Source organism: Neorhizobium tomejilense (assembly GCF_964254135.1).
GTDB lineage: Bacteria > Pseudomonadota > Alphaproteobacteria > Rhizobiales > Rhizobiaceae > Neorhizobium > Neorhizobium tomejilense.
Genome location: NZ_CAXUSO020000001.1, coordinates 821124 through 844271 on the forward strand (window position 1 = coordinate 821124; position 23148 = coordinate 844271).

29 protein-coding genes are annotated in these 23148 nt (G+C 64.1%); 12 read left to right on the forward strand and 17 right to left on the reverse strand.

What is annotated here, in order from left to right:
* Nucleotides 1-59: 59 nt before the first annotated feature.
* A complete protein-coding gene (locus ACSQ3G_RS04270) occupies nt 60-629 on the reverse strand; it encodes a TetR/AcrR family transcriptional regulator (RefSeq protein WP_498072574.1) in 570 nt (189 codons plus the stop codon).
* A 206-nt stretch (nt 630-835) separates the two neighbouring features.
* On the opposite strand from ACSQ3G_RS04270, the gene ACSQ3G_RS04275 reads away from it, so the two are divergent.
* Nucleotides 836-2059 carry an MFS transporter gene (locus ACSQ3G_RS04275; protein WP_436109172.1) on the forward strand — a complete coding sequence of 408 codons (1224 nt, stop codon included), beginning with the start codon at nt 836-838 and terminating at the stop codon, nt 2057-2059.
* 205 nt (nt 2060-2264) lie between these two features.
* On the opposite strand, the gene ACSQ3G_RS04280 is transcribed toward ACSQ3G_RS04275, so the two are convergent.
* From ACSQ3G_RS04280 to ACSQ3G_RS04290, 3 genes are read right to left on the reverse strand one after another with little or no spacing between them, the layout of a single operon-like run.
* The gene (locus ACSQ3G_RS04280; protein WP_436109173.1) at nt 2265-3116 is read right to left on the reverse strand and encodes an MOSC domain-containing protein; all 852 of its coding nucleotides are present in this window, start codon (nt 3114-3116) and stop codon (nt 2265-2267) included.
* Nucleotides 3117-3126: 10 nt separating this feature from the next.
* Nucleotides 3127-3777: an HD domain-containing protein gene (locus tag ACSQ3G_RS04285; RefSeq protein ID WP_436109174.1), complete on the reverse strand. Its 651-nt coding sequence runs from the start codon at nt 3775-3777 to the stop codon at nt 3127-3129.
* A complete protein-coding gene (locus ACSQ3G_RS04290) occupies nt 3774-6578 on the reverse strand; it encodes a DUF2339 domain-containing protein (protein ID WP_436109175.1) in 2805 nt (934 codons plus the stop codon). The genes ACSQ3G_RS04285 and ACSQ3G_RS04290 overlap by 4 nt, the downstream gene beginning before the upstream one ends.
* A 363-nt stretch (nt 6579-6941) precedes the next feature.
* On the opposite strand from ACSQ3G_RS04290, the gene ACSQ3G_RS04295 reads away from it, so the two are divergent.
* The 5 genes from ACSQ3G_RS04295 to ACSQ3G_RS04315 all read left to right on the forward strand — a co-directional run bounded on the left by ACSQ3G_RS04295 (nt 6942) and on the right by ACSQ3G_RS04315 (nt 10939).
* Nucleotides 6942-7982 (forward strand): ABC transporter substrate-binding protein, encoded by a 1041-nt coding sequence (locus ACSQ3G_RS04295; protein ID WP_436109176.1) that lies wholly within the window; start codon nt 6942-6944, stop codon nt 7980-7982.
* A gap of 185 nt (nt 7983-8167) precedes the next feature.
* Complete coding sequence (locus tag ACSQ3G_RS04300; RefSeq protein ID WP_436109177.1) at nt 8168-8956, forward strand: ABC transporter ATP-binding protein; 789 nt, start codon at nt 8168-8170, stop codon at nt 8954-8956.
* The gene (locus ACSQ3G_RS04305; protein ID WP_436109178.1) at nt 8953-9774 is read left to right on the forward strand and encodes an ABC transporter permease; all 822 of its coding nucleotides are present in this window, start codon (nt 8953-8955) and stop codon (nt 9772-9774) included. The genes ACSQ3G_RS04300 and ACSQ3G_RS04305 overlap by 4 nt, the downstream gene beginning before the upstream one ends.
* 86 nt (nt 9775-9860) lie before the next feature.
* Nucleotides 9861-10250 (forward strand): MbcA/ParS/Xre antitoxin family protein, encoded by a 390-nt coding sequence (locus tag ACSQ3G_RS04310; RefSeq protein WP_105426748.1) that lies wholly within the window; start codon nt 9861-9863, stop codon nt 10248-10250.
* Complete coding sequence (locus ACSQ3G_RS04315) at nt 10247-10939, forward strand: RES family NAD+ phosphorylase (RefSeq protein ID WP_436109179.1); 693 nt, start codon at nt 10247-10249, stop codon at nt 10937-10939. Before ACSQ3G_RS04310 ends, ACSQ3G_RS04315 begins: the two co-directional genes overlap by 4 nt.
* 86 nt (nt 10940-11025) lie before the next feature.
* Here the strand turns inward: ACSQ3G_RS04315 and ACSQ3G_RS04320 are convergent, their stop codons facing one another.
* From ACSQ3G_RS04320 to ACSQ3G_RS04360, 9 genes are all read right to left on the reverse strand, one after another.
* Nucleotides 11026-11934 carry a mechanosensitive ion channel family protein gene (locus tag ACSQ3G_RS04320; protein WP_436109180.1) on the reverse strand — a complete coding sequence of 303 codons (909 nt, stop codon included), beginning with the start codon at nt 11932-11934 and terminating at the stop codon, nt 11026-11028.
* A 120-nt stretch (nt 11935-12054) separates the two neighbouring features.
* Nucleotides 12055-12579 (reverse strand): tyrosine phosphatase family protein, encoded by a 525-nt coding sequence (locus ACSQ3G_RS04325; protein ID WP_105402874.1) that lies wholly within the window; start codon nt 12577-12579, stop codon nt 12055-12057.
* On the reverse strand, nt 12576-13181 hold the full coding sequence (locus ACSQ3G_RS04330; RefSeq protein WP_436109181.1) for a YfbR-like 5'-deoxynucleotidase: 606 nt from the start codon (nt 13179-13181) through the stop codon (nt 12576-12578). The genes ACSQ3G_RS04325 and ACSQ3G_RS04330 overlap by 4 nt, the downstream gene beginning before the upstream one ends.
* Before the next feature lie 8 nt (nt 13182-13189).
* On the reverse strand, nt 13190-14032 hold the full coding sequence (gene ygfZ / locus ACSQ3G_RS04335; RefSeq protein WP_436109182.1) for a CAF17-like 4Fe-4S cluster assembly/insertion protein YgfZ: 843 nt from the start codon (nt 14030-14032) through the stop codon (nt 13190-13192).
* 302 nt (nt 14033-14334) lie between these two features.
* Complete coding sequence (locus tag ACSQ3G_RS04340; RefSeq protein ID WP_436111666.1) at nt 14335-15033, reverse strand: hypothetical protein; 699 nt, start codon at nt 15031-15033, stop codon at nt 14335-14337.
* 75 nt (nt 15034-15108) lie between these two features.
* Nucleotides 15109-15366 (reverse strand): hypothetical protein, encoded by a 258-nt coding sequence (locus ACSQ3G_RS04345; RefSeq protein ID WP_007752665.1) that lies wholly within the window; start codon nt 15364-15366, stop codon nt 15109-15111.
* A gap of 101 nt (nt 15367-15467) precedes the next feature.
* Nucleotides 15468-15896, reverse strand: a complete 429-nt coding sequence (locus ACSQ3G_RS04350) for a TIGR02301 family protein (protein WP_436111667.1) — start codon at nt 15894-15896, stop codon at nt 15468-15470.
* Between the two features lie 46 nt (nt 15897-15942).
* A complete protein-coding gene (locus ACSQ3G_RS04355) occupies nt 15943-16359 on the reverse strand; it encodes an NUDIX domain-containing protein (protein WP_436109183.1) in 417 nt (138 codons plus the stop codon).
* Nucleotides 16360-16395: 36 nt separating this feature from the next.
* The gene (locus tag ACSQ3G_RS04360) at nt 16396-16713 is read right to left on the reverse strand and encodes a HigA family addiction module antitoxin (protein ID WP_436109184.1); all 318 of its coding nucleotides are present in this window, start codon (nt 16711-16713) and stop codon (nt 16396-16398) included.
* A gap of 106 nt (nt 16714-16819) precedes the next feature.
* Here ACSQ3G_RS04360 and ACSQ3G_RS04365 point away from each other — a divergent pair, with 106 nt between their 5' ends.
* The 5 genes from ACSQ3G_RS04365 to ACSQ3G_RS04385 are packed head-to-tail and all read left to right on the forward strand — an operon-like array spanning nt 16820 to nt 19188.
* On the forward strand, nt 16820-17080 hold the full coding sequence (locus ACSQ3G_RS04365; RefSeq protein WP_105403012.1) for a ribbon-helix-helix domain-containing protein: 261 nt from the start codon (nt 16820-16822) through the stop codon (nt 17078-17080).
* A gap of 13 nt (nt 17081-17093) precedes the next feature.
* The gene (locus tag ACSQ3G_RS04370; RefSeq protein ID WP_436111668.1) at nt 17094-17375 is read left to right on the forward strand and encodes a type II toxin-antitoxin system RelE/ParE family toxin; all 282 of its coding nucleotides are present in this window, start codon (nt 17094-17096) and stop codon (nt 17373-17375) included.
* A 7-nt stretch (nt 17376-17382) separates the two neighbouring features.
* On the forward strand, nt 17383-17709 hold the full coding sequence (locus tag ACSQ3G_RS04375; protein WP_436109185.1) for a YnfA family protein: 327 nt from the start codon (nt 17383-17385) through the stop codon (nt 17707-17709).
* A gap of 55 nt (nt 17710-17764) precedes the next feature.
* On the forward strand, nt 17765-18532 hold the full coding sequence (locus ACSQ3G_RS04380) for an SOS response-associated peptidase (protein ID WP_436109186.1): 768 nt from the start codon (nt 17765-17767) through the stop codon (nt 18530-18532).
* A 38-nt stretch (nt 18533-18570) separates the two neighbouring features.
* Nucleotides 18571-19188 carry a LysE/ArgO family amino acid transporter gene (locus ACSQ3G_RS04385; protein WP_436111669.1) on the forward strand — a complete coding sequence of 206 codons (618 nt, stop codon included), beginning with the start codon at nt 18571-18573 and terminating at the stop codon, nt 19186-19188.
* Between the two features lie 42 nt (nt 19189-19230).
* Here the strand turns inward: ACSQ3G_RS04385 and ACSQ3G_RS04390 are convergent, their stop codons facing one another.
* The 4 genes from ACSQ3G_RS04390 to ACSQ3G_RS04405 form a co-directional block, all read right to left on the reverse strand.
* On the reverse strand, nt 19231-19359 hold the full coding sequence (locus ACSQ3G_RS04390) for a hypothetical protein (protein WP_255759033.1): 129 nt from the start codon (nt 19357-19359) through the stop codon (nt 19231-19233).
* Between the two features lie 173 nt (nt 19360-19532).
* Entirely contained in the window at nt 19533-20372 is an 840-nt protein-coding gene (gene pssA, locus ACSQ3G_RS04395) for a CDP-diacylglycerol--serine O-phosphatidyltransferase (protein WP_105402883.1), read from the reverse strand.
* Nucleotides 20373-20388: 16 nt separating this feature from the next.
* Entirely contained in the window at nt 20389-21087 is a 699-nt protein-coding gene (locus tag ACSQ3G_RS04400; RefSeq protein ID WP_046630072.1) for a phosphatidylserine decarboxylase, read from the reverse strand.
* Nucleotides 21088-21201: 114 nt separating this feature from the next.
* Nucleotides 21202-22128 (reverse strand): AraC family transcriptional regulator, encoded by a 927-nt coding sequence (locus tag ACSQ3G_RS04405; protein ID WP_105421249.1) that lies wholly within the window; start codon nt 22126-22128, stop codon nt 21202-21204.
* A 93-nt stretch (nt 22129-22221) separates the two neighbouring features.
* On the opposite strand from ACSQ3G_RS04405, the gene ACSQ3G_RS04410 reads away from it, so the two are divergent.
* Nucleotides 22222-23067 carry an SDR family oxidoreductase gene (locus ACSQ3G_RS04410; RefSeq protein WP_105402885.1) on the forward strand — a complete coding sequence of 282 codons (846 nt, stop codon included), beginning with the start codon at nt 22222-22224 and terminating at the stop codon, nt 23065-23067.
* Nucleotides 23068-23148 lie beyond the last annotated feature (81 nt).

Here is a 23148-nt window from a genome sequence, read left to right on the forward strand (position 1 = left end):
TGCAGCCGGGGGAGGTGATGTCGGCTGAGCAATGTGATGGATATCGGCCCGTCCCCCGCTCACCTCTCCACCAACAACCCCGAAACCAGCGTCAGAAACGCCTCCACCGCCTTCTTCGACACCGCCTCCGGGTCCTCGGCACTGGCGATCCAGAGTGCGGCGCTCAAGGTGGCGCCGTTGACGAGGCGGGCGGTGGCTTCGGCGTCGGCGGGGCGGATCGTGCCGTCGTCGATCAGTTTCTGGAGGCTTGCGGTGGTGGTGCGGATGCAGGCGCTCTGGCTTGGCCATTGCGACGGATCGCCGAGCACCGCCGGGCCGTCGAGCAGCATGATCCGCTGGATCTCCGGCTCCAGCGACATCTCGATATAGGCGACGCATTCGTCGACGAAGCCGCGCCAGGTATTGTCGGCCCGGCTCGAGATCTCGCAGAGCCGATCGGATATTTCTGCGTCGATCTGTGTGACCACCGCCATCAGCAGGCCCTTCTTGTCACCGAAATGGTGGTAGAGCGCCCCGCGCGTCAGCCCGGCGCCGGCGGTGAAATCATCCATCGAGGCTTCCGCATAACCTTGGCGCGCAAACGCATGCCGTGCGGCGGCGATCAGCTTGGCCTTCGTTTCGGCGATCATTTCCTTGCGCGGCCTGGCGGCGCTCTTCGGGCCCGTGCCGGGAGCCATCTCGGGTGCGATCTTGTCTGCCATCTTTTCTGCCATGCGGACTCCGAATTATTCGCATACGTTCCGTATGTGAATTGACATACGGCACGTATGCGACTATTTAGCTCACATACGCGGCGTATGTAAGTCCTCATTCAAAATAACCCAAGGAGCAGGTTATGCCCAATCCCTATCGCGAAATATTCGCAAGGCCGGGTACCAAAGGTTTTTCCGCCGCTGCTTTCGTGGCGCGGCTGCCGCTGCCGATGACGACGATCGGCCTCGTTGCCATGCTGTCCCAGACGCATGGCGAATATTGGTTGGCCGGCGCGGTCTCGGCCACCTTCGCACTCGCAAACGCCTTCATCTCCCCGCAGGTGTCGCGCTGGGTGGATGCCAGGGGTCAGTCGGCGGTGCTGGTGCCGACCACGATCATCACTCTCCTGGCGCTTGTCGGCCTTGCCGCCGCCGCCTGGATGCGCTGGCCGAACTGGACGCTGTTCGCCTTCGCCTTCGTCGCCGGGCTGATGCCGAGCATGATGGCGCTGGTGCGCGCCCGCTGGTCGGAAATCTATCGCGACCGGCCGGAACTGCACACCGCCTTCGCCTTCGAATCGGTGATGGACGAGCTCGTCTATATCTGCGGCCCGGTCTTCGGCATCGGCCTCAGCGTCGCGCTCTTCCCGGAAGCGGGCGTGCTCGCCTCCGCCGCTTTCCTCGCCGTCGGCACGGCGCTGTTCGTGGTCCAGAAGTCGACCGAGCCGAAAGTCGATCCGCAGCGGATGAAAGGCGGTGGTTCGGTCATGCGGCTGCTGCCCATGTGGTTCCTGGTCGTGGTTTTTGCCGGCATGGGCACCATTTTCGGCACGGCGGAAGTCTCGGTCGTCGCCTTCTCGGAAGCGCTGGGCAACAAGGGTGCCGCCAGCTACATCCTGTCGGCTTATGCCGCCGGGTCCTTCGTGGTCGGCCTCGTCTTCGGCGCCATCAAGTTCAAGTCGTCGCTGGCCCGCCGGCTGCTCTTCGCAAGCCTGGTCGCCGCCGTCACCACGCTGCCCATGCCTTTCGTCGGCAGCCTCTGGGCGCTGACGGCCGTCATCTTCCTTGCCGGGGCGGCGATCTCGCCGACCTTCATCAGCGCCATGACCCTGATCGAGCGCATCGTTCCCTCGTCGCAGGTCACGGAAGGCATCACCTATGCGATGACCGGCGTCAGCATCGGCTTTGCCGCCGGCTCCTCGCTCGCCGGCTGGACGATCGATGCCTACGGCGCCTCCAGCGGCTTCTGGGTCGCCGTCGCAGGCGGCGCGTTGGCGCTCACCACCATGCTCGCCGGTTACGGATTGTTGAGCCGGCCGGATCGGCAGGCGGTGCCAGGGGCAGGGGCGCTCAATCCTGCTGAGTGATCTCTTTGGGGAGGCGAGCCCCTCACCCCGCCTCCGCTGCGCTCGGCGACCCTCTCCCCGTTTTTAACGGGGCGAGGGGGAGCCGCGACGGTGCGGCATAACTCCTTCTCCCGGTCAAAACGGGGAGAAGGTGCCGGCAGGCGGATGAGGGGCGGCACCTCGACAAACCAGAGCCTCCGCCGCCAACCAATTTCCGTCAGTCGTGTCAGGCCCGCCGCTTGATCGCCCAGGCTTCCGCCCGCTCGGCAACCACCGTCGCGATGTCGCCGACCTTGATATGGCCTGTGCCGCGCGGCACCGCGTTCCAGCCGAACAGCGGGCCGGGCACGCGCCGGTCGGCGGACATGCGGATGCGGCCCATGGCGGGGATCGGGTCCGGCACGTCGCGCGAACCGGTCTGCTGGTCCTGGGTGGTCATGATGCAGCGGGCGCAGGGCTTGACGAAATCGAAGCGGATGCCGGCGATTTCGATGCCGGTCCAGCCGTCCTCCGCCCAAGGTTCGTCGTGGTCGAGCACGATGTTCGGCCGGAACCGTTCCATGCCGACCGCGCCTTCGCCTCTCGCCGCCATGTCCGCATTGAGCGCGGCAAGCGACCCGGTCGTGGTCACCAGCACCTGGTAGCCGTCGGCAAAGGTCACCGGCGAATTGTCGCCCGCCCATTCCGGGCTTGCGACGCGCCTTGCCCCATTGTCGAAGAACACCAGCCGGATATCGCGCCCGAGCCATTTCGACAGCACCGCATTGGCCGCATCGTCGGCGAGCGCCGCATTGACGCTGGATTTCCACACCACGGTTTCCATGCGCCGCTCAGCCGGCGGTCGGGCGACGCTGATCTCCCCCTGACCTTCCATGGCGAAGCGCATGGCATCGGTTCCCGGATAGACCTGAAGCCGGGCAAGCGACTGCAGTTCCCGCTGGGTGATGAACATGCCTGTCGGATCGACGACCATCATCTCCCGGTCGCCGGGAATGCCCGCGGCCGTGATCTCCGCGTGGTCAAGCGCAATGCCGCGGCCGCTTTTCAGGGGATAGACGTTGAGTTCGCTGATCCGCATGGTTTCTCCTTCAGATCTCGTCGATGAAGAGGTCGAGCACCTGGCGCAGGCGCTCATGCCGCTCGGTGGCAAGCGCGCGGCCCGTCGCCGTCTGGAAGCCGTCGGCGAGCTTGAACAGTTTCACCTCGAAATGGTCGATCGCAAACGCCTTGTCGTCGAGCGGGCGATGTTTGGCGAGCGGATCGGCCGGGTCGTAGAGGCCGGACCCCATGCGCCCGGCGATATAGAAACAGCGCGCCGCCCCCACCATGCCGATCGCATCCAGCCGGTCCGCATCCTGCAATATCCTGGCCTCCAGCGTCTCGGGCAAGATGTTGGCGGAAAAGCTGTGCGCCGTCACCGCATGCGCGACGGCCGCGATATCCGTCTTGTCCCAGCCGAGATCGGCAAGGATGGTTGCGGCCTTTTCCGCCGCCAGCCGCGAGGCCTGCGCCCGCAGCGGCGAGTTCTTTTCCACCGAAACGCAATCATGCAGCAGCACGGCAGCGGCCAGCACCCGCCCGTCGCCGCCCTCCTTGGCATGGATGCGCATCGCGTTACGGAAGACGCGCAGGATATGGGCGATGTCGTGCGAGCCGTCGTCGCCTTCGGTCGCATGCGGGATCAGGGTCTCGGCAAGCGCCTCGAAGGGTGAAAAGGCGGCGATAAGCGAAACGGTCACGAAGCGGGTTCCTGGGAATCGATAGCTGCGGGTTCACCGCTCTTGTTCACCAGAATGCGCTGGTAGAAAAGCCCGATCCCGATCAGCACCGCACCAAGCCCGATGAAGGACAGCGCCCGCAGAATCCCTTCAAGGTTCGACATGTCGACCAGGAACACCTTTATCACCGCGACCAGCACGAGGCCGGCGGAAGCCAGCCGCAGGCTCTTGGCATCGAGCTTGGAGCCGATTGCCAGCAGCGCCACGCCGATCAGCAGCCAGACCACCGAATAGGTATAGGTCTCGGCCGCAATGAAGCCCTTCCAGTCGGCGATGTTTTCACCCTGCCAGAAGCGCCGCACGGAAAGCGTCGCCCAGAGGAAACCGAGCACCGCGCCTGCGAGCGCCAGCATGACCACGTAGGGCATCGGCCGCCGCCCGCGTGCGTAATAGGCAACGAGCGCATAGGCGAGGCCGGGCAGAAGATAACCGAGCAGCAGCAGGTTGAGGAAAGGCCAGGCGCCGGTGTTTTCGCCGCTGAAATAGGGGTTGAGCGCAAACACGTGCAGCGACAGAACGTTGATCGTCGCAAGCACGCCGGCGATCATCGAACCCCAGCGGAACACCGGGCTCGGCGACTTGAGGTCGAGCGTCATCAATATGCCCGAGAAGCCGACCGTCAGCAGCGTGTAGATCGACTGCTCGCCAAGCGTCGGCACCCGGTCGTCGAGCACGCCGCCGTTCATCGCGTGGCGCACCAGAACGGCAACCGTCATGAGAGCGGCGAGCGAGGCAAGCGTCTGCATGAGGTTGCGGATGCGGAAATCGGCGGAATCCTTCAGCAGATAGGCCGTCACGATCGCCAGCAGCGTCGGAATGCCGTAGCCCGGCAGAAGCGCGTTGAAGAACGGCGTGGTGCCGAGACTGTTCTGGCCGATCAGCGTCGGCTCCCAGGCGATCCGGCCGAACACGATCAGGATCGCCGCCGCCATCATCCAGGGAAGCGCCGGCCATGGCCGCGCCCGCATGCCCAGTACATAGGCAAAGCCCAGCACGGACAGGAAAATGGTGGTGACGATGCCGTTGGTCAGCGCGTGCAGCGCGAACGTGAAGCCGGCAAACGAGCCGGCGATGAAGAAATTGGCCGCCCGGTCGATGCGTCCATCGCTCGTCTCGTCACGCTCGCGGAACAGCCATTCGGCACCGGCCAGCAGCACGAGGCCGAGGCCGGCCCCGTAGAGCCCATGCGTCCAGTCGCGTCCGAGATTGCCGAAATTGAGGAAGCTGATCGTCGCCAGCGCCACCGGCACGCCGGACATCAGCACGCTCCAGACCATCGAGAATTCCGGCTCCGCCCTGCGGAAGCGCTTCAGGAACGCAAAGCCGAGCAGCGTGAACACCGCCCCGAGCAGCAGGCTGATGGCGATTTCCGTCGCATAGGTCACGACCGGCAGCGGTTCGTTGCCGACCGGTTGCGGCACATAGGTATCGAGCAGCATCAGCGCCACGACGGCAAGGACCAGCACCGACCCGCAGGCGGCGATCATCGCCGGCCAAACCGTATAGGCACGGCTGGCGCCGAGGGCGGCGAGGGCCGCGATCACGGCAGCGGAGGCGAAGTACGGATCGATGCCGGTGACCGTGTCCGCCACCAGCATGGCGAGCGCCGGCAGCACCGACATGATCGCCACCGAGAGCGTGATGGCCAGCGGCTGGCGCCCGAGCATCCCGCTCCAGCCGCTTTTGGCCACACGGTCGGTGCCATAGGCGGCCCCCGGCCAGAAGAAGCCGGTGCCGGCGATCATCACGATCAGCGTCAGGGTCGAGGGCATCGGGTCGAACTCGGCGGCGCCGAACGTGTAGGCGATCGCCCAAAGCCCGATGCCGATATTGGCGAGCATCGGCACGATCGTCCAGCGGCGGAAGCGCGAGGCGGCATTGACGGCCACCCAGGTGAGGCAGAGGAAGGCGAACAGCGCATTGGGGTTCGGTTGTTCGCTGGCGACCAGGGCCGGCGTCAGCAGCGAAGCGAGCAGGCCGAGCCCGGCCAGCGCCTGCCCGTGCAGCAGCGACAGTCCGATGGTTGCGAAGGATACGAGCGCGAGCAGGATGAAGGCCGGCGTTGCGCCGATAAATCCGTAAACGCCGTAGGCCGCATAGATCGCGCCCAGCAGCGTCACTGCACCCGCCGCCGTCAGCGCGCCGGGGATCATCGCATTGCTGAACCGATCGGATACCTGAGGCATCGCCCGGCGCCGGACGATCTCGCCGCCGGCCATCAGGATGAGGCCGAACAGGCAGGCGAGCACGAGGCGTGCGCCCGGTCCGAGCAGCCCGGCCTCGATCGAGGCGCGCACCAGGAAGATGCCGCCGAAGGCAAGGGCCACGCCGCCGACCCAGACCGGCCAGCGTGCACCGAGATAGCTTTCGAGGTTTTCTTTGGTCTTCGGCTTGGCCGGCGTCGGTGCCCTCGCTACAGCCGGGGCAGGAGCCTCTTCTATGGCCGGAGCCTCCTCGGCCGTCGTGCTTGCCGCGATCGTCTCCTCCGGCAGGGCCGCGGGCGCAGCCGGAACAGCCTCGGGCACCGGCTCTGCCTGAGCAGGCGGTTCTTCGACGACCACCGTCTCGGTGGTGACAGCCGCTGCTGCGGCTGGAACGGCCGCCGGCCCCGCCATGGGCGTGGCAGCGAAAACCGGTTGCCGAGCCAGGAGATCCGCCTTGACCGCCTCAAGCTCCTTTTCAAGCAACGTCACCCGGGCCGATGTCTTGCGGTGGAGACCTGTCATTAGGATCACCAGCAGCAGAAGGAGGATTTCGATCATCGGCACGCTCGCAGGTGAAGAGTTCGGTCGTGCGTTTATACAATTGCCGGACGAGGGAAGGGAAGAGCCGTTCCACAGCCAATTTCCAATCGGAAGCCTTGGAAACTATTGTCGTTTCGGAGTTCCGTTTGCCGCATCCGGTAGCCGGCAGGTCCTTTGCAACGTGGTCTGGACGGTCCCAGGTGGCGCGGCGGCTCCTGCTGAAAAGATAGGCGGCGTCATGTGCACCAAAGCTGCATATGCATATTGAGTATGCGATATGAAAATATGATTGTTTTATGTGCAGTTTCGACTTGCGCGGCCCCCGAATAAGCGCTTGGATGCAGCCCATCCGCACAAAAAACTCCAGGGGGACGACCTTTCATGATCTCGCGCAGACTGCTTTCAAAACTCTCGGCCGTCGCGGCGCTGGCGCTTGCCGCCGGCTTTTCCATGCCGGCCGGCCAGGCTGTGGCGCAAACCGCAGTCAAGTTCACGCTCGACTGGAAATTCGAAGGCCCGGCCGCCGGCTTCCTGCTCGCCCAGGACAAGGGTTACTTCAAGGCCGAAGGCCTCGACGTCACCATCGATACCGGCAACGGCTCGGTCGAGGCGATCCCGCGTGTTGCCACCGGCGCCTACCAGATGGGTTTCGGCGACATCAACTCGCTGATCAAGTTCCTGGACGAGGACGGCTCCCAGAAGATCAAGGCCGCAATGATGGTCTACGAGCGCCCGACCTTTGCGGTCGTCGGCCGCAAGTCGCTCGGCATCACCACCGATCCGAAGTCGCTGGAGGGCAAGAAGCTCGGCGCGCCTCCTCCGGATGGTGCCTTCGCGCAGTGGAAGGCCTTCAAGCAGGTCGCCAAGATCGACGATTCGAAGATCACGCTGGAATCGATCGGCTTCCCGGTCCGCGAGCCGATGCTCGCCCAGGGCAAGGTCGATGCGGTCTTCGGTTTCGCCTTCTCGGTCATCCTCAACCTGAAGGCTCAGGGCATCAAGGATGACGACATCGCCACCATCCTGATGGCCGAGCACGGCCTCAACCTTTACGGCAACGCGGTGCTGATCAACACCGATTTCGCGGCCAAGAACCCGGCCGCAGTCAAGGGCTTCCTGAAGGCGCTTGCCAAGGGTTTTGCCGATGCCGTCGCCAAGCCGGAAGAGGGCGTTACCGCAGTCCTCAAGCGCAACGAGACGCTCAACAAGGATATCGAGCTCGAGCGCCTCAAGATGGCGAATGCGATGAACATCAAGACGCCCTACGTGGTCGCCAACGGCTTCGGCGGCATCGACCCGGCCCGCCTTGCCGCCTCGATCGACACGCTGAAGGTCTCCATGGGCCTCAAGGGCAACGTCAAGGCCGAGCAGGTTTTCGACGCCAGCTTCCTGCCTGCCAAGGCGGAGCGTATGCTGCCGTAATAGGATCTATCTTCTCCCCTCGGGGAGAAGATGCCCGATAGGGCAGATGAGGGGGAGGAGCGTAGCGACGCCTTGCGCGATAAGCGAAGGGCCGAACCTGCGGCGGGCGCCCCCTCATCCGACCCTCCGGGCCACCTTCTCCCCGAGGGGAGAAGAGGAACAAGCCGCCAGCAGACGGAGACCAAATGACGCACCTCGTTTCCATCGACAATGTCGACATGCGCTATGGCGGCCCGGCCGGCACGCTTGCCGTCTCCGGCCTCACCATGAAGGTCGGCAAGGGCGAGTTCGCGGCCGTCGTCGGCCCGTCCGGCTGCGGCAAGTCGACCCTGATGAAACTGGTCACCGGCCTGCACATCCCGCAGAGCGGCGTGGTGATCGTGGCGGACAAACAGGTGACCAAGCCGGTCTCGATCGTCGGCATGGCCTTCCAGAACCCGACCATGCTGCCCTGGCGCACCACGCTCGACAACATCCTGCTGCCGCTCGAAATCGTCGAGAGACACCGCCACCGCCTGCGCGCCAACAAGAAGGAATATGTCGAGAAGGCCGAGCACCTGCTCGAAACCGTCGGCCTGAAAGGGTTCGGCTCGAAATTTCCCTGGCAGCTTTCAGGCGGCATGCAGCAGCGCGCCAATCTCTGCCGCGCACTTATCCACGAACCCGAACTGCTGATGCTCGACGAACCCTTTGGCGCGCTCGACGCCTTTACCCGTGAAGAACTGTGGTGCGTCATCCGCGACCTGCACGCGGCCCAAGGCGTCACCATCGTCCTCGTCACCCACGACCTGCGCGAGGCGACCTTCCTCGCCGACCGCATCTTCGTAATGAGCGCCCGTCCCGGCAAGGTGCTGAAGGAACATACAGTGCCTTTCGCGCGGCCCCGCGATCTGGAAGTCATGTACGAAAAGGCCTTCAACGACATGGTGCATGAACTGCATGGCGAAATCGCCAGCGCGAGGGTGGTCGCATGATTATCGTGACCGGAAATACCGCCGCTCCCGCCTCGCCGGCGAAGCCGCTTGCCCAGCGCATCAACTGGGTGACGCTCGCCCCCTGGCTTTACACGATCGGGCTCTTCGTCCTTTGGGAACTGCTGGTTATCGTGCTGCAGACGCCGCCGACCATCCTTCCTGCGCCCTCCCGCGTCTTTCAGGCGATCGTCCAATACTGGTCGCCGATCTGGAAGAATTCTCTCCAGACGCTTTATACGACCACCGTCGGTTTCGCGATCGCCGTCGTCGCGGGCCTGGCGATCGGCCTCTTCATCGGCTGGTCGAAGGCGATCTATGCCGGGCTCTACCCGTTGATGATCGGCTTCAACGCCATCCCCAAAGTGGCGCTCGTGCCGATCCTGGTCATCTGGTTCGGCATCGGCGCCGTACCGGCCATATTAACCGCCTTCCTGATCTCCTTCTTCCCGATCGTCGTCAACGTCGCGACCGGCCTTGCCACGATCGAGCCGGAGACTGAGGACGTGCTGCGCGCGCTCGGCGCAAAGAAGCTCGACATCATGCTGAAGGTCGGCATTCCGCGCTCGATGCCCTATTTCTTCGGCTCGCTGAAGGTGGCGATCACGCTCGCCTTCGTCGGCTCGGTCGTCTCGGAAACCGTCGCCTCAAACTACGGCCTCGGCAATATGATGAGTTCGGCCCAGAGCCAGTTCAACGTGCCGCTGGTCTTCGCCGGTCTCTTGATGCTCGCCGTCGAAGGTATCGCTATGTACGCGCTGATGGCCTGGATCGAGCGGCGCATGACCGGCTGGGCCCACCGCTCGACCATGTCGCAGTGAGGAGCCTCCGAGCGAAACGGGCCATTTGACCTTTACATCGAGTGCAAATGAGCTACATTTGCACTCGACTCAAAGGAGCCTTGCCCATGGAAGTCGCCGCCAGAAAAGAAAAAGCAGAGCAGCTGACGGCCGTCGCGCTGAAGGCCTTCGGCAATGTCGTGGCCGAATGGGGCGTGCCGGTGAACGAGGCGGCGGCCCTTGCCGACATGTCGGAAAGCACTTGGAAACGTGCCCGGAAACCCGGCTATTCCGGCGGCTTGACCAAGGACCAGATGCTGCGCCTCAGCGCCGTCATCGGCATCTATAAGGCTTTAAAACTCTATTTCAGCGATCCGATCGCTTCCAGATGGATGACGTTGCCGAACGAGGGACCGCTATTCCGCGGTACCCGCCCGATCGATACGCTGATCGAGGAGGGGCTGCCGCAGTTCCTTGCCGTCCGAAACTACCTCGACGCCCTGCGGGGCGGCGCGTGATCGTCACGCCTGTCAGCGACCGGGGCCTGGTGCGGCTGATCCCGGCGACCTATCACAAGCCGCCTAGCCTGCGCGGCCTGGTCGATAGCGACGAGGAATTGGCGATCCTTGCCGAGATCGAGGGCATGACCAGTGCCCGGCTGACGGCCGAGCGGGGATTGAACCTGCATCTCGACCGCCGCGAGCTCGCCTGGAAACGCCGCAGGCACGACCTGCAGGTTTACGGCAACACCCATATCAACGCCGCTTTCACCTATACGAGAAAAGGCGGGAACCGCTTCAACGACGAAAACCGCGGCGCCTGGTACTGCAGCTGGGACACGATGACGTCGATCGCCGAGGTCGCCTTCCACAAGACGCGGGAACTGAGGTTCATCGGCCTCTTCGAAGAGACCGCGCGTTATGTGGAACTGCTGGCGGATTTTATCGGCGAGTATCCGGACATCACCGACGAACGCGGCCACCCGGCGCTCGATCCGGATCTCGCGATCGGTTATCCCCAGGGGCAGGCGCTTGCCGAAAGATTGAGGCGCGACGGCCATGACGGACTGATCTATCCGTCGGTGCGGCACGATCAAGGCCGCTGCCTCGTCGCCTTCGAGCCGACTGCCATCCGCAACGTACGCCCGGGAGCGTCCTGGGACGTCGTCTGGTCGGGCAGCGAGGAATACGACCTCAAGGCCGTGTGACGGCGATCGCCGAGCCGATTCTCGTGAAAATTTGGGCATCGGGGCCGGCTTCCTCGTAAAAAGCCGGCCCCGATGCATCCTTTCCTTCAGGTCCGCTGCGTGACCGGTTCGTCCGCACCGTGAGGAGCCGGAGGTCCGCTCTCACCGGTGACGTTGCGGGTTTCTACCTGAGGGTCTGGAATCTGTTCCGGCAATTTGTCGCCAGGGAATTTATCGAAGGCGAGCTTGACCTCCCTGGTCAGGTCGCGGCCGGTTTCCCACCAGTCGCTGCTCTTCGTCCAGTAGCGCAGCGTCAGCTTGGCGCTGCCCGCATCGAATTCGGCGACGTAGACGGTCGGCGCCGGGTCTTTCAGCACCCGCCTGTCGCCGCTGGCGATCGCCATCAGTTTTGCCTGGGTCCGGCCGATATCGCGGTCGGTGCCGATACTGACCGAAATCTCGTTGCGGCGCGTCTTCAGCCGGCTGTAATTGGTGATCGGCACGTTCCACAATGTCGAGTTGGGCGCCAGCCGATAGACGCCGTCGGCGGTCCGAAGCTCGGTCGCAAACAGCCCGACATCGACGATCGTGCCGGTGACGCTGCCGGTCTCGATGCTCTCGCCGACCCGGAACGGTCGCAGGACCAGGAGCATGATGCCCGCCGCGATGTTCTGCAGCGTGCCCTGCAGCGCGAGACCGACGGCAAGGCCGATCGCGCCCAGCGCCGCAAGCACCGATGCCGTCTGCACACCGAACTGGCCGAGCACCATGACGACGACGAGAACCAGCATCGCATAACGGATGATGTTGGAGAAGAATTGCGACAGCGTCGCGTCAATGCCGTGGATGCGCGACAGGCCGCGATGAGCCCAGCGGCTGATCAGGCCGGCGGCCATCCAGCCGAGAATGAGGAGAACGATCGCGCCGACCGCGGAGAAGGAATATTGCACCGCCAGCGCGCTCAACTGAGCGAGCGCCGCCCTGGTCGCCACAACGAATTCCGACGCCTGGTCCATCCGGCGGTCTGCTCCTGATTTTAGTTTCGCCGTTAATTGGGGCAGCAGGCCGCGACGTCAAGATAAAAGTGGAGCTTTTTAACCCCGAGCTAAACAATTAGGAAAATTCAACTTTCTGGTTCAAGGCGAGATTTTTAGCGGCAGGATGAAGGAGGCCCGGCCATCGGTCTCGGCGCCGCGGCCGATCCCCTTGATGGCAGCAATCAGCCGGCCGTTGCGGGCGAGCAGCCGGTCACCGATCTCGATCAGCCGCGTATTCGGGGTCGCATGCGGCGCGACGCTGCGAAGCCTCGCAGCCAGCGCGAAATCGTCCTCCTCCGGGTGTAGCGAGAGAACGGCGATCACCGCTGCGGCAGGTGAACGGGAGACGCCCATCCAGCAATGGATGACGATCGGCGCTGCCTGGTCCCAGTCGCGCACAAAGCCGATCAGGCTTTCCACATGCGCCTCGCTGGGCGCGATCAGACCTCCCGTGCCGGCAAAACCGATGTCGTTCATCGCCAGCTTCAGGTGGCGGTCGGCGGCAATCACGCCCGGCCGGTGAAAGTCCTGGCCCTCGGCGATCAGGCTCACCATTTCGCGCGCCTTGTGGCGGACGGCGGTCTCGGCGATGGAGCTCAGCGGGCAGACGACGATCGCGGTCATGGTGTCTTGCCCGCGCGCTCGGCCTCGATCTGATGGAACCGGTCGAGGAAAAGCTGCTGCGCCGTCAGCGCCGGCATTGGCTGGATCGGCAGCATGTCGCGGGTGATGCCGCGCGGCTGGCCGAAGAATTTCCGCGCCTCGGTGACCGAGAAGCCGGCAAGTTCCGTGGCCTCGAAAAAGGCAGCGATCGTGTCGGCCTTCTTGATCAGCGCTTTGAGTTCGCGGCTCGGATGCGGCGGCAGGCCGAAGCGCAGGTGGATCGCCGCCTCCAGCCGCTGTTCGACCGCCTTGTAGCCGCCGCCGACCACCGATTTGAACGGCGAGATCATGTCGCCGATCACATATTCCGGCGCATCGTGCAGCATCGTCATCTGCAGCGCATCGGCCGAGCAGGCCTCGTTGCAGCGGCGGAAGATCTCCTCGACGACAAGGCAGTGCTGGGCGACGGAAAAGGCATGGTCGCCGCGCGTCTGGCCATTCCAGCGGGCGACGCGGGCAAGCCCGTGGGCGATATCGGAGATTTCGATGTCGAGCGGCGAGGGATCGAGCAGGTCGAGCCGGCGTCCCGACAGCATCCGTTGCCAGGCACGTGGTGCCGTCATCGCTGGGCTCACGTCTCGGCCTCTTCAGCCTCGACGGGGAAGGAGAGCCCGCTCCAGGCGGGAAGCGCCAGGCTGACGGTCACGTCGCCAGCGGAAAGCGGCACGCCGCGTGCCAAGGCGTCGCCGACGCGGTCGATGCGCACGATCGCCAGCCCCTTGTTTCCGGCAACCGATCCGAGCGTGCCGACCGGCTTGCCGCCGGCTATGATCTCGGTGCCGGAAGCGGGCAGGGCGGCTTCGCCCGAAACGATCGCGACCCGTCGCCGCGCCGTGCCGCGATGCTGCATGCGGGAGACCACTTCCTGGCCGACATAGCAGCCCTTGCGGAAGGAAAGTCCGCTCGTCTGGTCGAGCAGCACGTCGTGCGGAAAGGCGTCCTGCAGCGCATAGTCGTGCCCGGAGAGAGAGATGCCGGCTTCGATCCGCAACGCGTGATAGGTTTCTTCCGGCCCGTCATCCAGCTTGCCGGGAGCGCGGGCGAGGGGGATTCCGGCCTTGGCAAAGGCCGCATCCTTCACCGAGCCCTTGCCCGAATCATCACCCCAGAACACGGTGATACCGTCTTCCGGACCGACCGTGATATCTACGGCTGCGCGCAGCTTGTACATCGTCAGCCGCCGCATCAGCGTCTCGCGCTGGGCCGTTTCGGTCTCGATGACAAACCCGTCTCCCTCCCGCCAGACCAGGAAATCGAACAGGATCTTGCCCTGCGGCGTCAGGAGCGCGCCCGGCCGGGCTTCACCTTCCGGTAGCGAATCGATGTCGGTGGTGATCAGCCCCTGCAGGAAATCTTGCGCATCCTTGCCGGTGAGGCGGATCAGGCTTCGCGAGGGAAGAAAGGCGGCGGGCATGGCACGGGAATCCGGTTGTTCTGAACCTGAGAGTTAAGTCTTCGCAGGGGCGGCGGCAAGGCGTTCGGGGAGATTGCCAACAAAGTTCGTTGAGGCGAGCCGGTGCGGCACAATCCCTGATCTCCCCCCTTGAGGGGCAGATGTCACCGAAGGTGACAGGGGGGTAGCAACGGTGCGGCAAATGCAGTGGCGGAAGAAGTGTGCTGGGAGGTTTACCCCTCTGCCCTGCCGGACATCTCCCCCTCAAGGGGGGAGATCGGCTGGGCGCACTGTTCTGCACCCATCAAAGCATCCACGCTCGCTCAGTCGCCGCCGGAGAAGAACTTCCATTTGCCGTCCGGGCTGATGCCGGCGCGGAAGAAGTTGTAGTTGCCGTTCTCTTCCATGCCGGCGAGGTCGCCGGCCGTCACGATGCGCAAAAGGTCGACCCGTTCCGGCGGCGTCAGCGTCGAAAGCTGCTTTCCTGCGAAATAGGGCCAGACATAGGCCTCGTCCGGCGTGCCGACGTCGAAATGCGCAGCACCGGTGGACAGGATGTCGAGCAGGATGGCGAGGATTTCCTGGCCTTCGGCGTCGCCCGAAAAGCTCTTCAGCGTTTCGATCGGGTCCTCGAACTCGCCGTTCATGACCTGCGTCTGGGTGGCACCTGTTCCCATCAGGGCGCGCAGGCGGGCGATGTCGCCGGAGGCCGCGGCCTCGACGAGCTGTTCGCGCATGTGCTTGACCGGCGCCGGCAGCTTGGTCATGTCGCGGATGATCTCCGCCGGCTTGCTGTCAGCCGGCGCGGGCTTGGCGGCGTTGGGGTCCGCCGGGGGGGCGGTCGTCTTGGCGTCGCCGGCCTGTGCCGACCGATTGATCGCAGGACCCGGCTGCGGCAGGGTCGTACCTTCGAAAGCCTGGAGGATGGCGCGGCTCTGTCCCTGCTCGGGCTGACTGGGCTCGTCGCTCGGGCGCAGCTCGGAGAGCGCAAGAGCGTGGCCGCCGACCGCCGCGGCAAGCATCGTTGCCGCCGAAAGGCGGAGGATCAATTGGGCTATCGTCGTTTCCGCCGCATTCCGCACGGGAAACCTCTATCGTTATTGAACAGTGCGCTCGGGGGAGAATTCGCCGGCGAGCATGCGGCTCTTGAGCGAATCGAGCATGGCTTCGGCGCCCATTTCTCCATGAATGCGGATGGTTTCCCGCATGGCAAGTACGAGAGCTGCGTCGGCGATGATTTCCGGCTCGATACCGTCGGCACGGCCGTCTGCCCATGCCTCACTCTGATATTCCAAGGCAGCCTGCATCTTCTCATGCACAATCATGTCGTCGATGTCGTTGCGGCCTGTCTGCATTCTGTCGTCCTCGGTGCCCGTTTAATTACTAGCCCGTTAAAAACTTTATCAGCCTTTTATCAAAACGACACGGCCTCCTGCCAAAAGAGGTAAATAATCCTCTAATTTCCGAAGCGCGCCGCGATTTCTGTCGCAAGTGTTGCGCCTTCGATACGATAACGCTCCTCGGCGGTCCTTGCCGCATCCGTGCAGGACGTGTGCACGGCGGCAAACGACCGGTACCCCCGATTGAAGGCCGCCGTCAACCGCTCGCGGCGCTTCGGTTCGGTGCCGGTATCGGCATCCAGCAGTTGCTGCATCGAGGCGCGCCATTCGGATGTCGGGACGCCGCACAGCGTGCGAAGATACTGGATCGAGCCGAGCACTTCCGCAAGCCGCGTCAGTTGTACGTCATAAGGCGCCGGCTTTTCCTCGGCCGGCGGAGACGGGGGCGGCGCTGCCGGCTGCTGTTTCGCCGGCTGGGCGGCAAGCGGCGTCGCCGCCAGGATTGCCAGCAGCGTCAGGCAGCCAAGTCGCGGAATGAGCTTCATGAACGGGTCCCGATGCGGCGCGATCGCGCCGGTTTTGCGAGCATTCTTAGCGGGCATTGATCTCCGCCGCCAGCCTCTCGGCGCATTCGAGCACGCTCGCCGGCACAGCCAGGCCGCGGATCTCCTCGACCGTATACCAGCCGGCATCGGTCGCATCGTCGGCGGCGATCGCCTGGGCGTCGGGATCGGCCTCCACACGGAAGACCGACAGAAAGAAATGCCGCCTGTCCTCTTTCTCGCTCTTCAGATCGTAGGTCGCGAAGAGGACGGGATTGCGCACCGCAATGCCGGTCTCCTCGAGAAATTCCCGCACCGCCGTCTGGTCCGGCGTCTCGCCGGGCTCCGCCCGCCCGCCCGGAAACGCGAACAGATCCATCGACGGCGGGTTCACCCGCCGAATCAGCAGAAACCGGCCATCCCGTTCGAGAATGGCGGAGGACGCGGCTTGGGGAGAGGAGGGCATGTTACGGTCTTTATGGTTCAATGGGCTGGGAATGCTTCACGCCGCGCTTAAAGTGGGAATATTGCTGACATCCACCTCGCGTTCCGCGTGCCAGGCGTCATGGGCGGCCTGCATGCGCAGCCAGATAGCGGCACCATCGCCGAACATCTTCCCGAGCCGGGCTGCGACATTCGGCGAGACGGGCTTGCGCTCGCGCAGGATATCGTAGAGTTGCTGGCGGGAGATGCCGAGCAGTCCGGCGATCTCGACCTTTGTCTTGCCGGTTGCCGTGATGATCTCCTCGAGCAACGCGCCGGGATGTGACGGGCAACGCTGGATCGGCCTTTTCACATTATATTCCGCCATCGACGTCATCCCTAACTCTGTCGCCTGTTCCAATGAGGCCGACCTGCCGCATCCGTCCAGCCGGTATTGTAAAAGTATTGTATTTCATCGTATGCTTCATGCAAAGGAGCTTGCCATGGCACGTGCGAAAACATTCTCGTTGGGCGACGCCTATGATGGCATCCTGTCCGATCTGGTCAAGAACGGGCGCTTTGGCACCGAGACCGAAGCCGTTCGGGCAGGCATACGTATGCTTGCGGACTATGAGATGCGCATCCAGTCGCTGCGCCATGCGATCAATGCGGCGGATGCGGAAATCGAAGCGGGCCTCGGTGAGGAATATGCCTCGGGTGCAGACCTGCTTGCCGACGTCATGAGCGAAGGCGACGGTCATTAGCCCCAAGCGCCTCATCGTAGCACCTCTTGCGCGCGAAGACCTGCGTGCCATCCGTCGCTTTATCGCAGAAAGCAGCCCCTTCTATGCCCGGGAATTCCTGGCGGACATCACCGCCAAGATCGCCTGGATCGCCGAGGTGGATTTCACCGGTTCGCCGCGTGACCATATTTCGCCCGGCCTGCGCGGCTTTCCCTATCGGCAACGCTGCATCTACTATCGGTCCTATCTCGACCGGATCGTGGTTCTACGGGTCATGCACGGTGCGCAGGATGTGAAGCCGCAGGATTTCGGGTAGGCAATTGATGAAAACCTACACCCTCTACTTCCTCGCCGCCCTTGCCGAAATCGCCGGTTGTTTCGCCTTCTGGGCGTGGCTCAGGCTGGAAAAGCCGGTCTGGTGGCTGGTGCCGGGCATGGTATCGCTGGTCGTTTTCGCCTGGCTGCTGGCGCTGGTGCCGAGCGAGGCGGCGGGGCGCACCTATGCGGCCTATGGCGCCATCTATATCCTCGCCTCGATCCTCTGGCTCTGGGCCATCGAGGCCCGGGTGCCGGACCGCTGGGACATTCTCGGCGTCACTGTGTGCCTGGTCGGCGGGGCGATCATCCTGTTCGGCCCTAGAGGCGCATGACATCAGCGCCTGATCGGCGCTTGACCCTTCGAAAGCCCGATGCCACATAGTTCGCATGTGCGGACGCTACGCCCTGACGGCGACCCCCAAGGATATTTCGGAATTCTTTAGCCTGGCGGATCTCGACGATTTCCCGGCACGCTACAATATCGCGCCGACCCAGCCGATCCTCGTCGTCATGTCGTCGGAAAAGCGTGAGCCGGGCAGCAACCTGCCGGAGCGCCGTGCCTTCCTTGCCCGCTGGGGTCTGATCCCCGGCTGGGTGAAGGACATGAAGGAGTTTCCGCTGCTGATCAACGCGCGCTCCGAGACGGCGATCGGCAAGGCGTCCTTCCGCGCCGCCATGCGCCATCGCCGCATCCTGATCCCGGCCACCGGTTTCTACGAATGGCGGCGGCCGCCGAAGGAAAGCGGCGTCAAGCCGCAGGCCTATTGGATCCGCCCCAAGCGCGGCGGCGTCATCGCCTTTGCCGGCCTGATGGAGACCTGGTCTTCAGCCGACGGTTCCGAAGTCGATACGGCGGCGATCATGACGACGGCCGCGAATGGCGGCATCCGCCACATCCACGACCGCATGCCGGTCGTCATCGCGCCTGAGGATTTTGCCCGCTGGCTCGACTGCAGGACGCAGGAGCCGCGCGATGTGGCCGACCTGATGCGGCCCGTCCAGGAAGATTTCTTCGAGGCGCTGCCGGTCTCCGATCTCGTCAACAAGGTCGCGAATATGGGTCCGGATCTGCAGAAACCGGTCGCGGTCGCCCAACCGGAAGAGGAGCCGCCGAAAAAGCCGAAACCCGACTCCACCCAGATGTCGCTTTTCTGATCCCTCGGCCTCCTCCCTAGACGGACAATGCCATGAACCTGTTTTCCGCCGGCCTTTCCGGCCTCGCACTCGGGGCTTCGCTGATCATCGCCATCGGCGCCCAGAACGCCTTCATCCTGCGCCAGGGGCTGATTCGCGCCCATGTCTTCATCCTCTGCCTGATCTGCGCCCTGTCGGATGCGACGTTGATCGCCGCCGGCGTTGGCGGGCTCGGCACGATCGTCGCGCAATCTCCCGTGCTGATCTCGGTGGTGACGCTGGGCGGCGCGGTGTTTCTCGGGCTTTATGCCGTGATGGCCTTCCGCCGGGCGGTAAAACCGGCCGCGTTGGTGGCGGGCGCGCCGGAACCGATGGGGCTGAAGGCGGCGGTTCTGACCTGCCTGGCCTTCACCTTCCTCAACCCGCATGTCTATCTGGATACGGTCGTGCTGCTCGGCAGCCTGTCTGCGGCCTTCGAAGGGGCGGGACGCGTGGCCTATGGCGCCGGTGCGGCGATTGCCTCGTTCGTCTGGTTCTTCGGGCTCGGTTACGGCGCGCGGTTTCTGGCGCCGCTGTTTGCCAGACCCGCCGCCTGGCGGGTGCTGGATGTCGTGATCGGCATCGTCATGGGCCTTCTCGCGCTGGGACTCCTGTGGAGCTTTTTCAGCGGCGAATGACTCGTCGCTTGCCTGGTCTCTGATCCGGCTCAGCGGGCCTGATCAGCCTGCAGGGGTAAGCTTCGGCTTGCGGTTCAGCATCAGGGCGGCCGCAACCACGGCCTTCAGGCCCAGCGGACGGTAGGGCGTGGTCATTTCCGGTTTGGATTCAATCTTCTTCTCGGTGCTCATGGCTGTCTCCTCAACACGCGAATCTCTTGTTTGCATTTTGCGATCGCGGCTTTTCCCATAAAAGCGGGCGGAATCGTGGCCGGCAAGCCGGCAGTGCCGCCCGGTATTCGTAGAACTGTCATCTTGCGGGAAACTGTTGCGCGGAAGTTGCAACTTACCGAGTGCGCCTGCCCTCAGACGTTAGCACTGTCATCCTCGATCGTGATCGTGCCGTAGCGGCGGTGCCAGGCGCGCGCGCTGAACGGCAGGACGAGGAGGTACCCGACGACGGTGATCGACAGCACCTCCCACGTATAGCTCATCAGCAGCGCCACATAGAGCACCACGGCGAGCATGATCGGCAGCATCAGGTCGCGGCGGATACGGCTCGACTTGCCGGACCAGACGGGCAGGCGGGACACCAGCAGGTAGCCGATCAGCAGCGTATAGGCGACGCTGACATAAACGAAGACCGGCGTCGCCTCGAGCCCGAGGAAGCCCAGATAGACCGGCAGCAGCACCAGCATGGCGCCCATCGGCGCCGGTACGCCGACGAAAAATTCCGATTGCCAGTCGGCCTTGATGTTACGGTCTTCCATCACGTTGAACCGGGCGAGGCGCAGGCCGGCGGCGATCGCATAGAGCAGGGCTGCGATCCAGCCGATCGAATGTGCCTGGTCGAGCAGGAAGGCGTAGGAGACCAATGCCGGCGCGACGCCGAAATTGATGATGTCGGCAAGCGAATCCATCTGCACGCCGAATTTGGAGGTGGCCTTCAGGAGCCGTGCCACGCGCCCGTCGATGCCGTCGAGGAAGGCGGCCAGCAGCACCATGGCGACCGCCAGTTCGAAACGCCCCTCGAAGGCGAGCCTTATCCCGGTCAGGCCGGCGCAGATGGCAAGCACGGTGATCAGGTTCGGCACCAGCAGCCGGAGCGGGATTTCGCGCAGGCGCGGCCCGCGGGCCTCTTCGTTCGGGCGGTTGTGTTCCCTGTGCGAATGAGGGGGCGAGGGCGGCGAGGCGGGCGTCTCCATCAGGCTCTGGCTCCCTTTACGTGCGGCGGCTGATGATCGGGCCCTTGGTCGAGCCGAATTCCGCAAGCACGGTTTCGCCGCCGATGGCGAGCTGGCCGACGGACACGCGCGCCTGGCCGCCTGCCGGCACGAAGACGTCGAGCCGCGAGCCGAAGCGGATCAGGCCGAATCGTTCGCCGGCATTGACCGGTTCGCTCGGCTTCACCCAGCAGACGATGCGCCGCGCCACCAGGCCGGCGATCTGGACCACCCCGACCTTGCCGTGGCGGGTTTCGATGACGAGGCCGTTGCGCTCGTTGTCGTCGGAGGCCTTGTCGAGTTCGGCATTGATGAACTGGCCTGGGCGGTATTCGATGCGCGACACCTGGCCGCGCACCGGCGAGCGATTGATGTGGCAGTCGAACACGTTCATGAACACCGAGATGCGCAGCATGGGTTCGGAACCCAGCTGCAGTTCGACCGGCGGCACGACCATGGCGACATGGCTGATACGGCCATCGGCAGGGCTGAGGATGAGATCGTCGTCCTGCGGCACCGCCCGTTCCGGATCGCGGAAGAAGTAGGCGCACCACAAGGTCAGCACCAAGCCGATCCAGAACAGCGGCTCGGCGATATAACCGAGGATCAGCGAGGCGATGAAGAAGGCGGCGACGAAGATGTAACCTTCCTTGTGGATCGGCACGAGCGTGTTGCGGATGGTGTCGAAGAGGTTGATCAACGTTTTCTCCCGTATGTCAGTGCCATCTGACTACAGCGAAACCGTTTTTGCGGCAATGCGGTTCCGTATCGCCGAAACCGCAGCGCGGATATGCCGGAAAAATGCCGATCCTCATTTCCGCCCGGCCTGCAGATGCGATGCGTATTCGCTCGGCGGACAACCGACCCTGTTGCTGAAGGCAGTGCTGAAGGCGCTGGCTGACTTGTAGCCGACCGCCCCGGCGATCTCCTCCAGCGATCCGCGGCCGCGCAGCAGCACGTCTTTCGCCAACGCCATCCGCCAGCCGAGCAGATATTCGACCGGCGCGACGCCGACAGTCTCGGAAAAACGGCGGGCGAAGACCGAGCGCGACATGCCGACCCGCCTTGCCAGCTCGCCGACCGTCCAGCCGCGGGCGACATCGGCATGGATATGGCCGAGCGCCTGGGCGAGCTGCGGATCGGCAAGCCCTCCCAGCAGGCCCGCATGTGGCGCCCAGGCCGCCTCGCGGCGCAGGGTCTCGATGAGCATGACCTCGATCAGGCGGCAGAGGACGGCGTCGCGCCCGGGCCGTGTGTCGCCGGCTTCCTCCAGGATCATGGAGACCAGCGCCCGCAATCGCGCGCCAGTCTGCTCCGTGGCCCGCACATGTACGAGACGCGGCAGAAGCCCGATCAGCAGATCGGCATTGGCGGGATCACATTGGATGAGGCCGCCGAGGACACGCGTCGCTGGTCCCGATCCCTCTTCGCCAACACGAATCTCGCCGTCAACGGTATGTCGGGCCTTGAAGGCATCGTCCGACAGCTCGGTTTGCGCGTTGATATCGCTGAGGAACGAATCCGAAAGCGGTCTAGCCGAGAGAATATAATCTCCCTCCTGCAGCTCGACGGGGCCGCCGTCATGGGTCCTGAACCAGCACCGGCCTTCCGTGATGAAGTAGAAGGTCGGCCCCGGCTGTTCCGGCACGCGAACGCCCCACCTCCCTCTGGCCGACATGCTGCCGAGCAGAACGGTGGACGGGCGAAGCAGCTTGATGACGTCGGTAAGAGCATCCATCGGGACGATCCGTAATGATTGTCGGATGTTACATTATAGAATGTTCCGATTGGCTGGTCTAGTGAAGGCGCATCAACACATTGGAGCCAGATCATGACCAAGACCATTCTCATTACCGGCTGCTCGTCGGGCCTCGGAAAGATGACCGCCAGCCATTTCGCGGGAAAGGGCTGGAACGTCATCGCGACGATGCGCAGGCCGGACCCGGATCTTGCCAATCAGTATCCCGACCGCATTCTGGTCGCAGCCCTCGACGTCGCCGATCCGGCGAGCATAGAGGCCGCAATCCAGGCCGGCGTAGAGCGCTTCGGCGGCCTCGACGCGGTCGTCAACAATGCCGGCATCACCATGGTCTCGATCTTCGAGGCGACGCCGGCGGAGGCGATCCGCCAGATCTTCGAGACCAATGTCTTCGGCATGATGAACGTCATCCAGGCGGCGTTGCCGCATCTTCACCGGCGAAACGGCGGCACTATCGTCAACGTCGGTTCGGGTGTCGGGATCGCAGCCATGCCACTGCTATCGCTCTACAGTGCCTCAAAGCAGGCCGTGGAAGGTCTGTCCGAATCGCTCTCCTACGAACTGGCGTCGCAGAACATCAAGGTCCGGCTGATCCAGCCGGGCGCGATGCGCAGCACGAATTTCACCGCCACCGGAATGGCCGCATCACAAGCGGCTCCGCTGCCGGAAAGCTATAAACCCTATTTCGACCACATGCTGCAGTCGATGATCAACTACCCGTTCGCTTCGACGCAAGAGCAATCGGTGGTCGAGGCGATCTATGCGGCGGCCGTCGACGCGACGGGTCGCCTTCGCTATCAGGTCGGCCCGGATGTGGAAGAATATGCCCGCCTGCGCTGGTCGACCTCGGAAGATGAATATCGTGCCGGGATGCACCGGCTGACCGGACACACCGCCTGGCTTGAAATGCCGAAGTGATCGCTGAGGCTACAGCAGGCCGATCCCAACCGACCGCCGTGCCTGCCGCATCACCGCCCCCTACTGGCTCCAGCGACATCC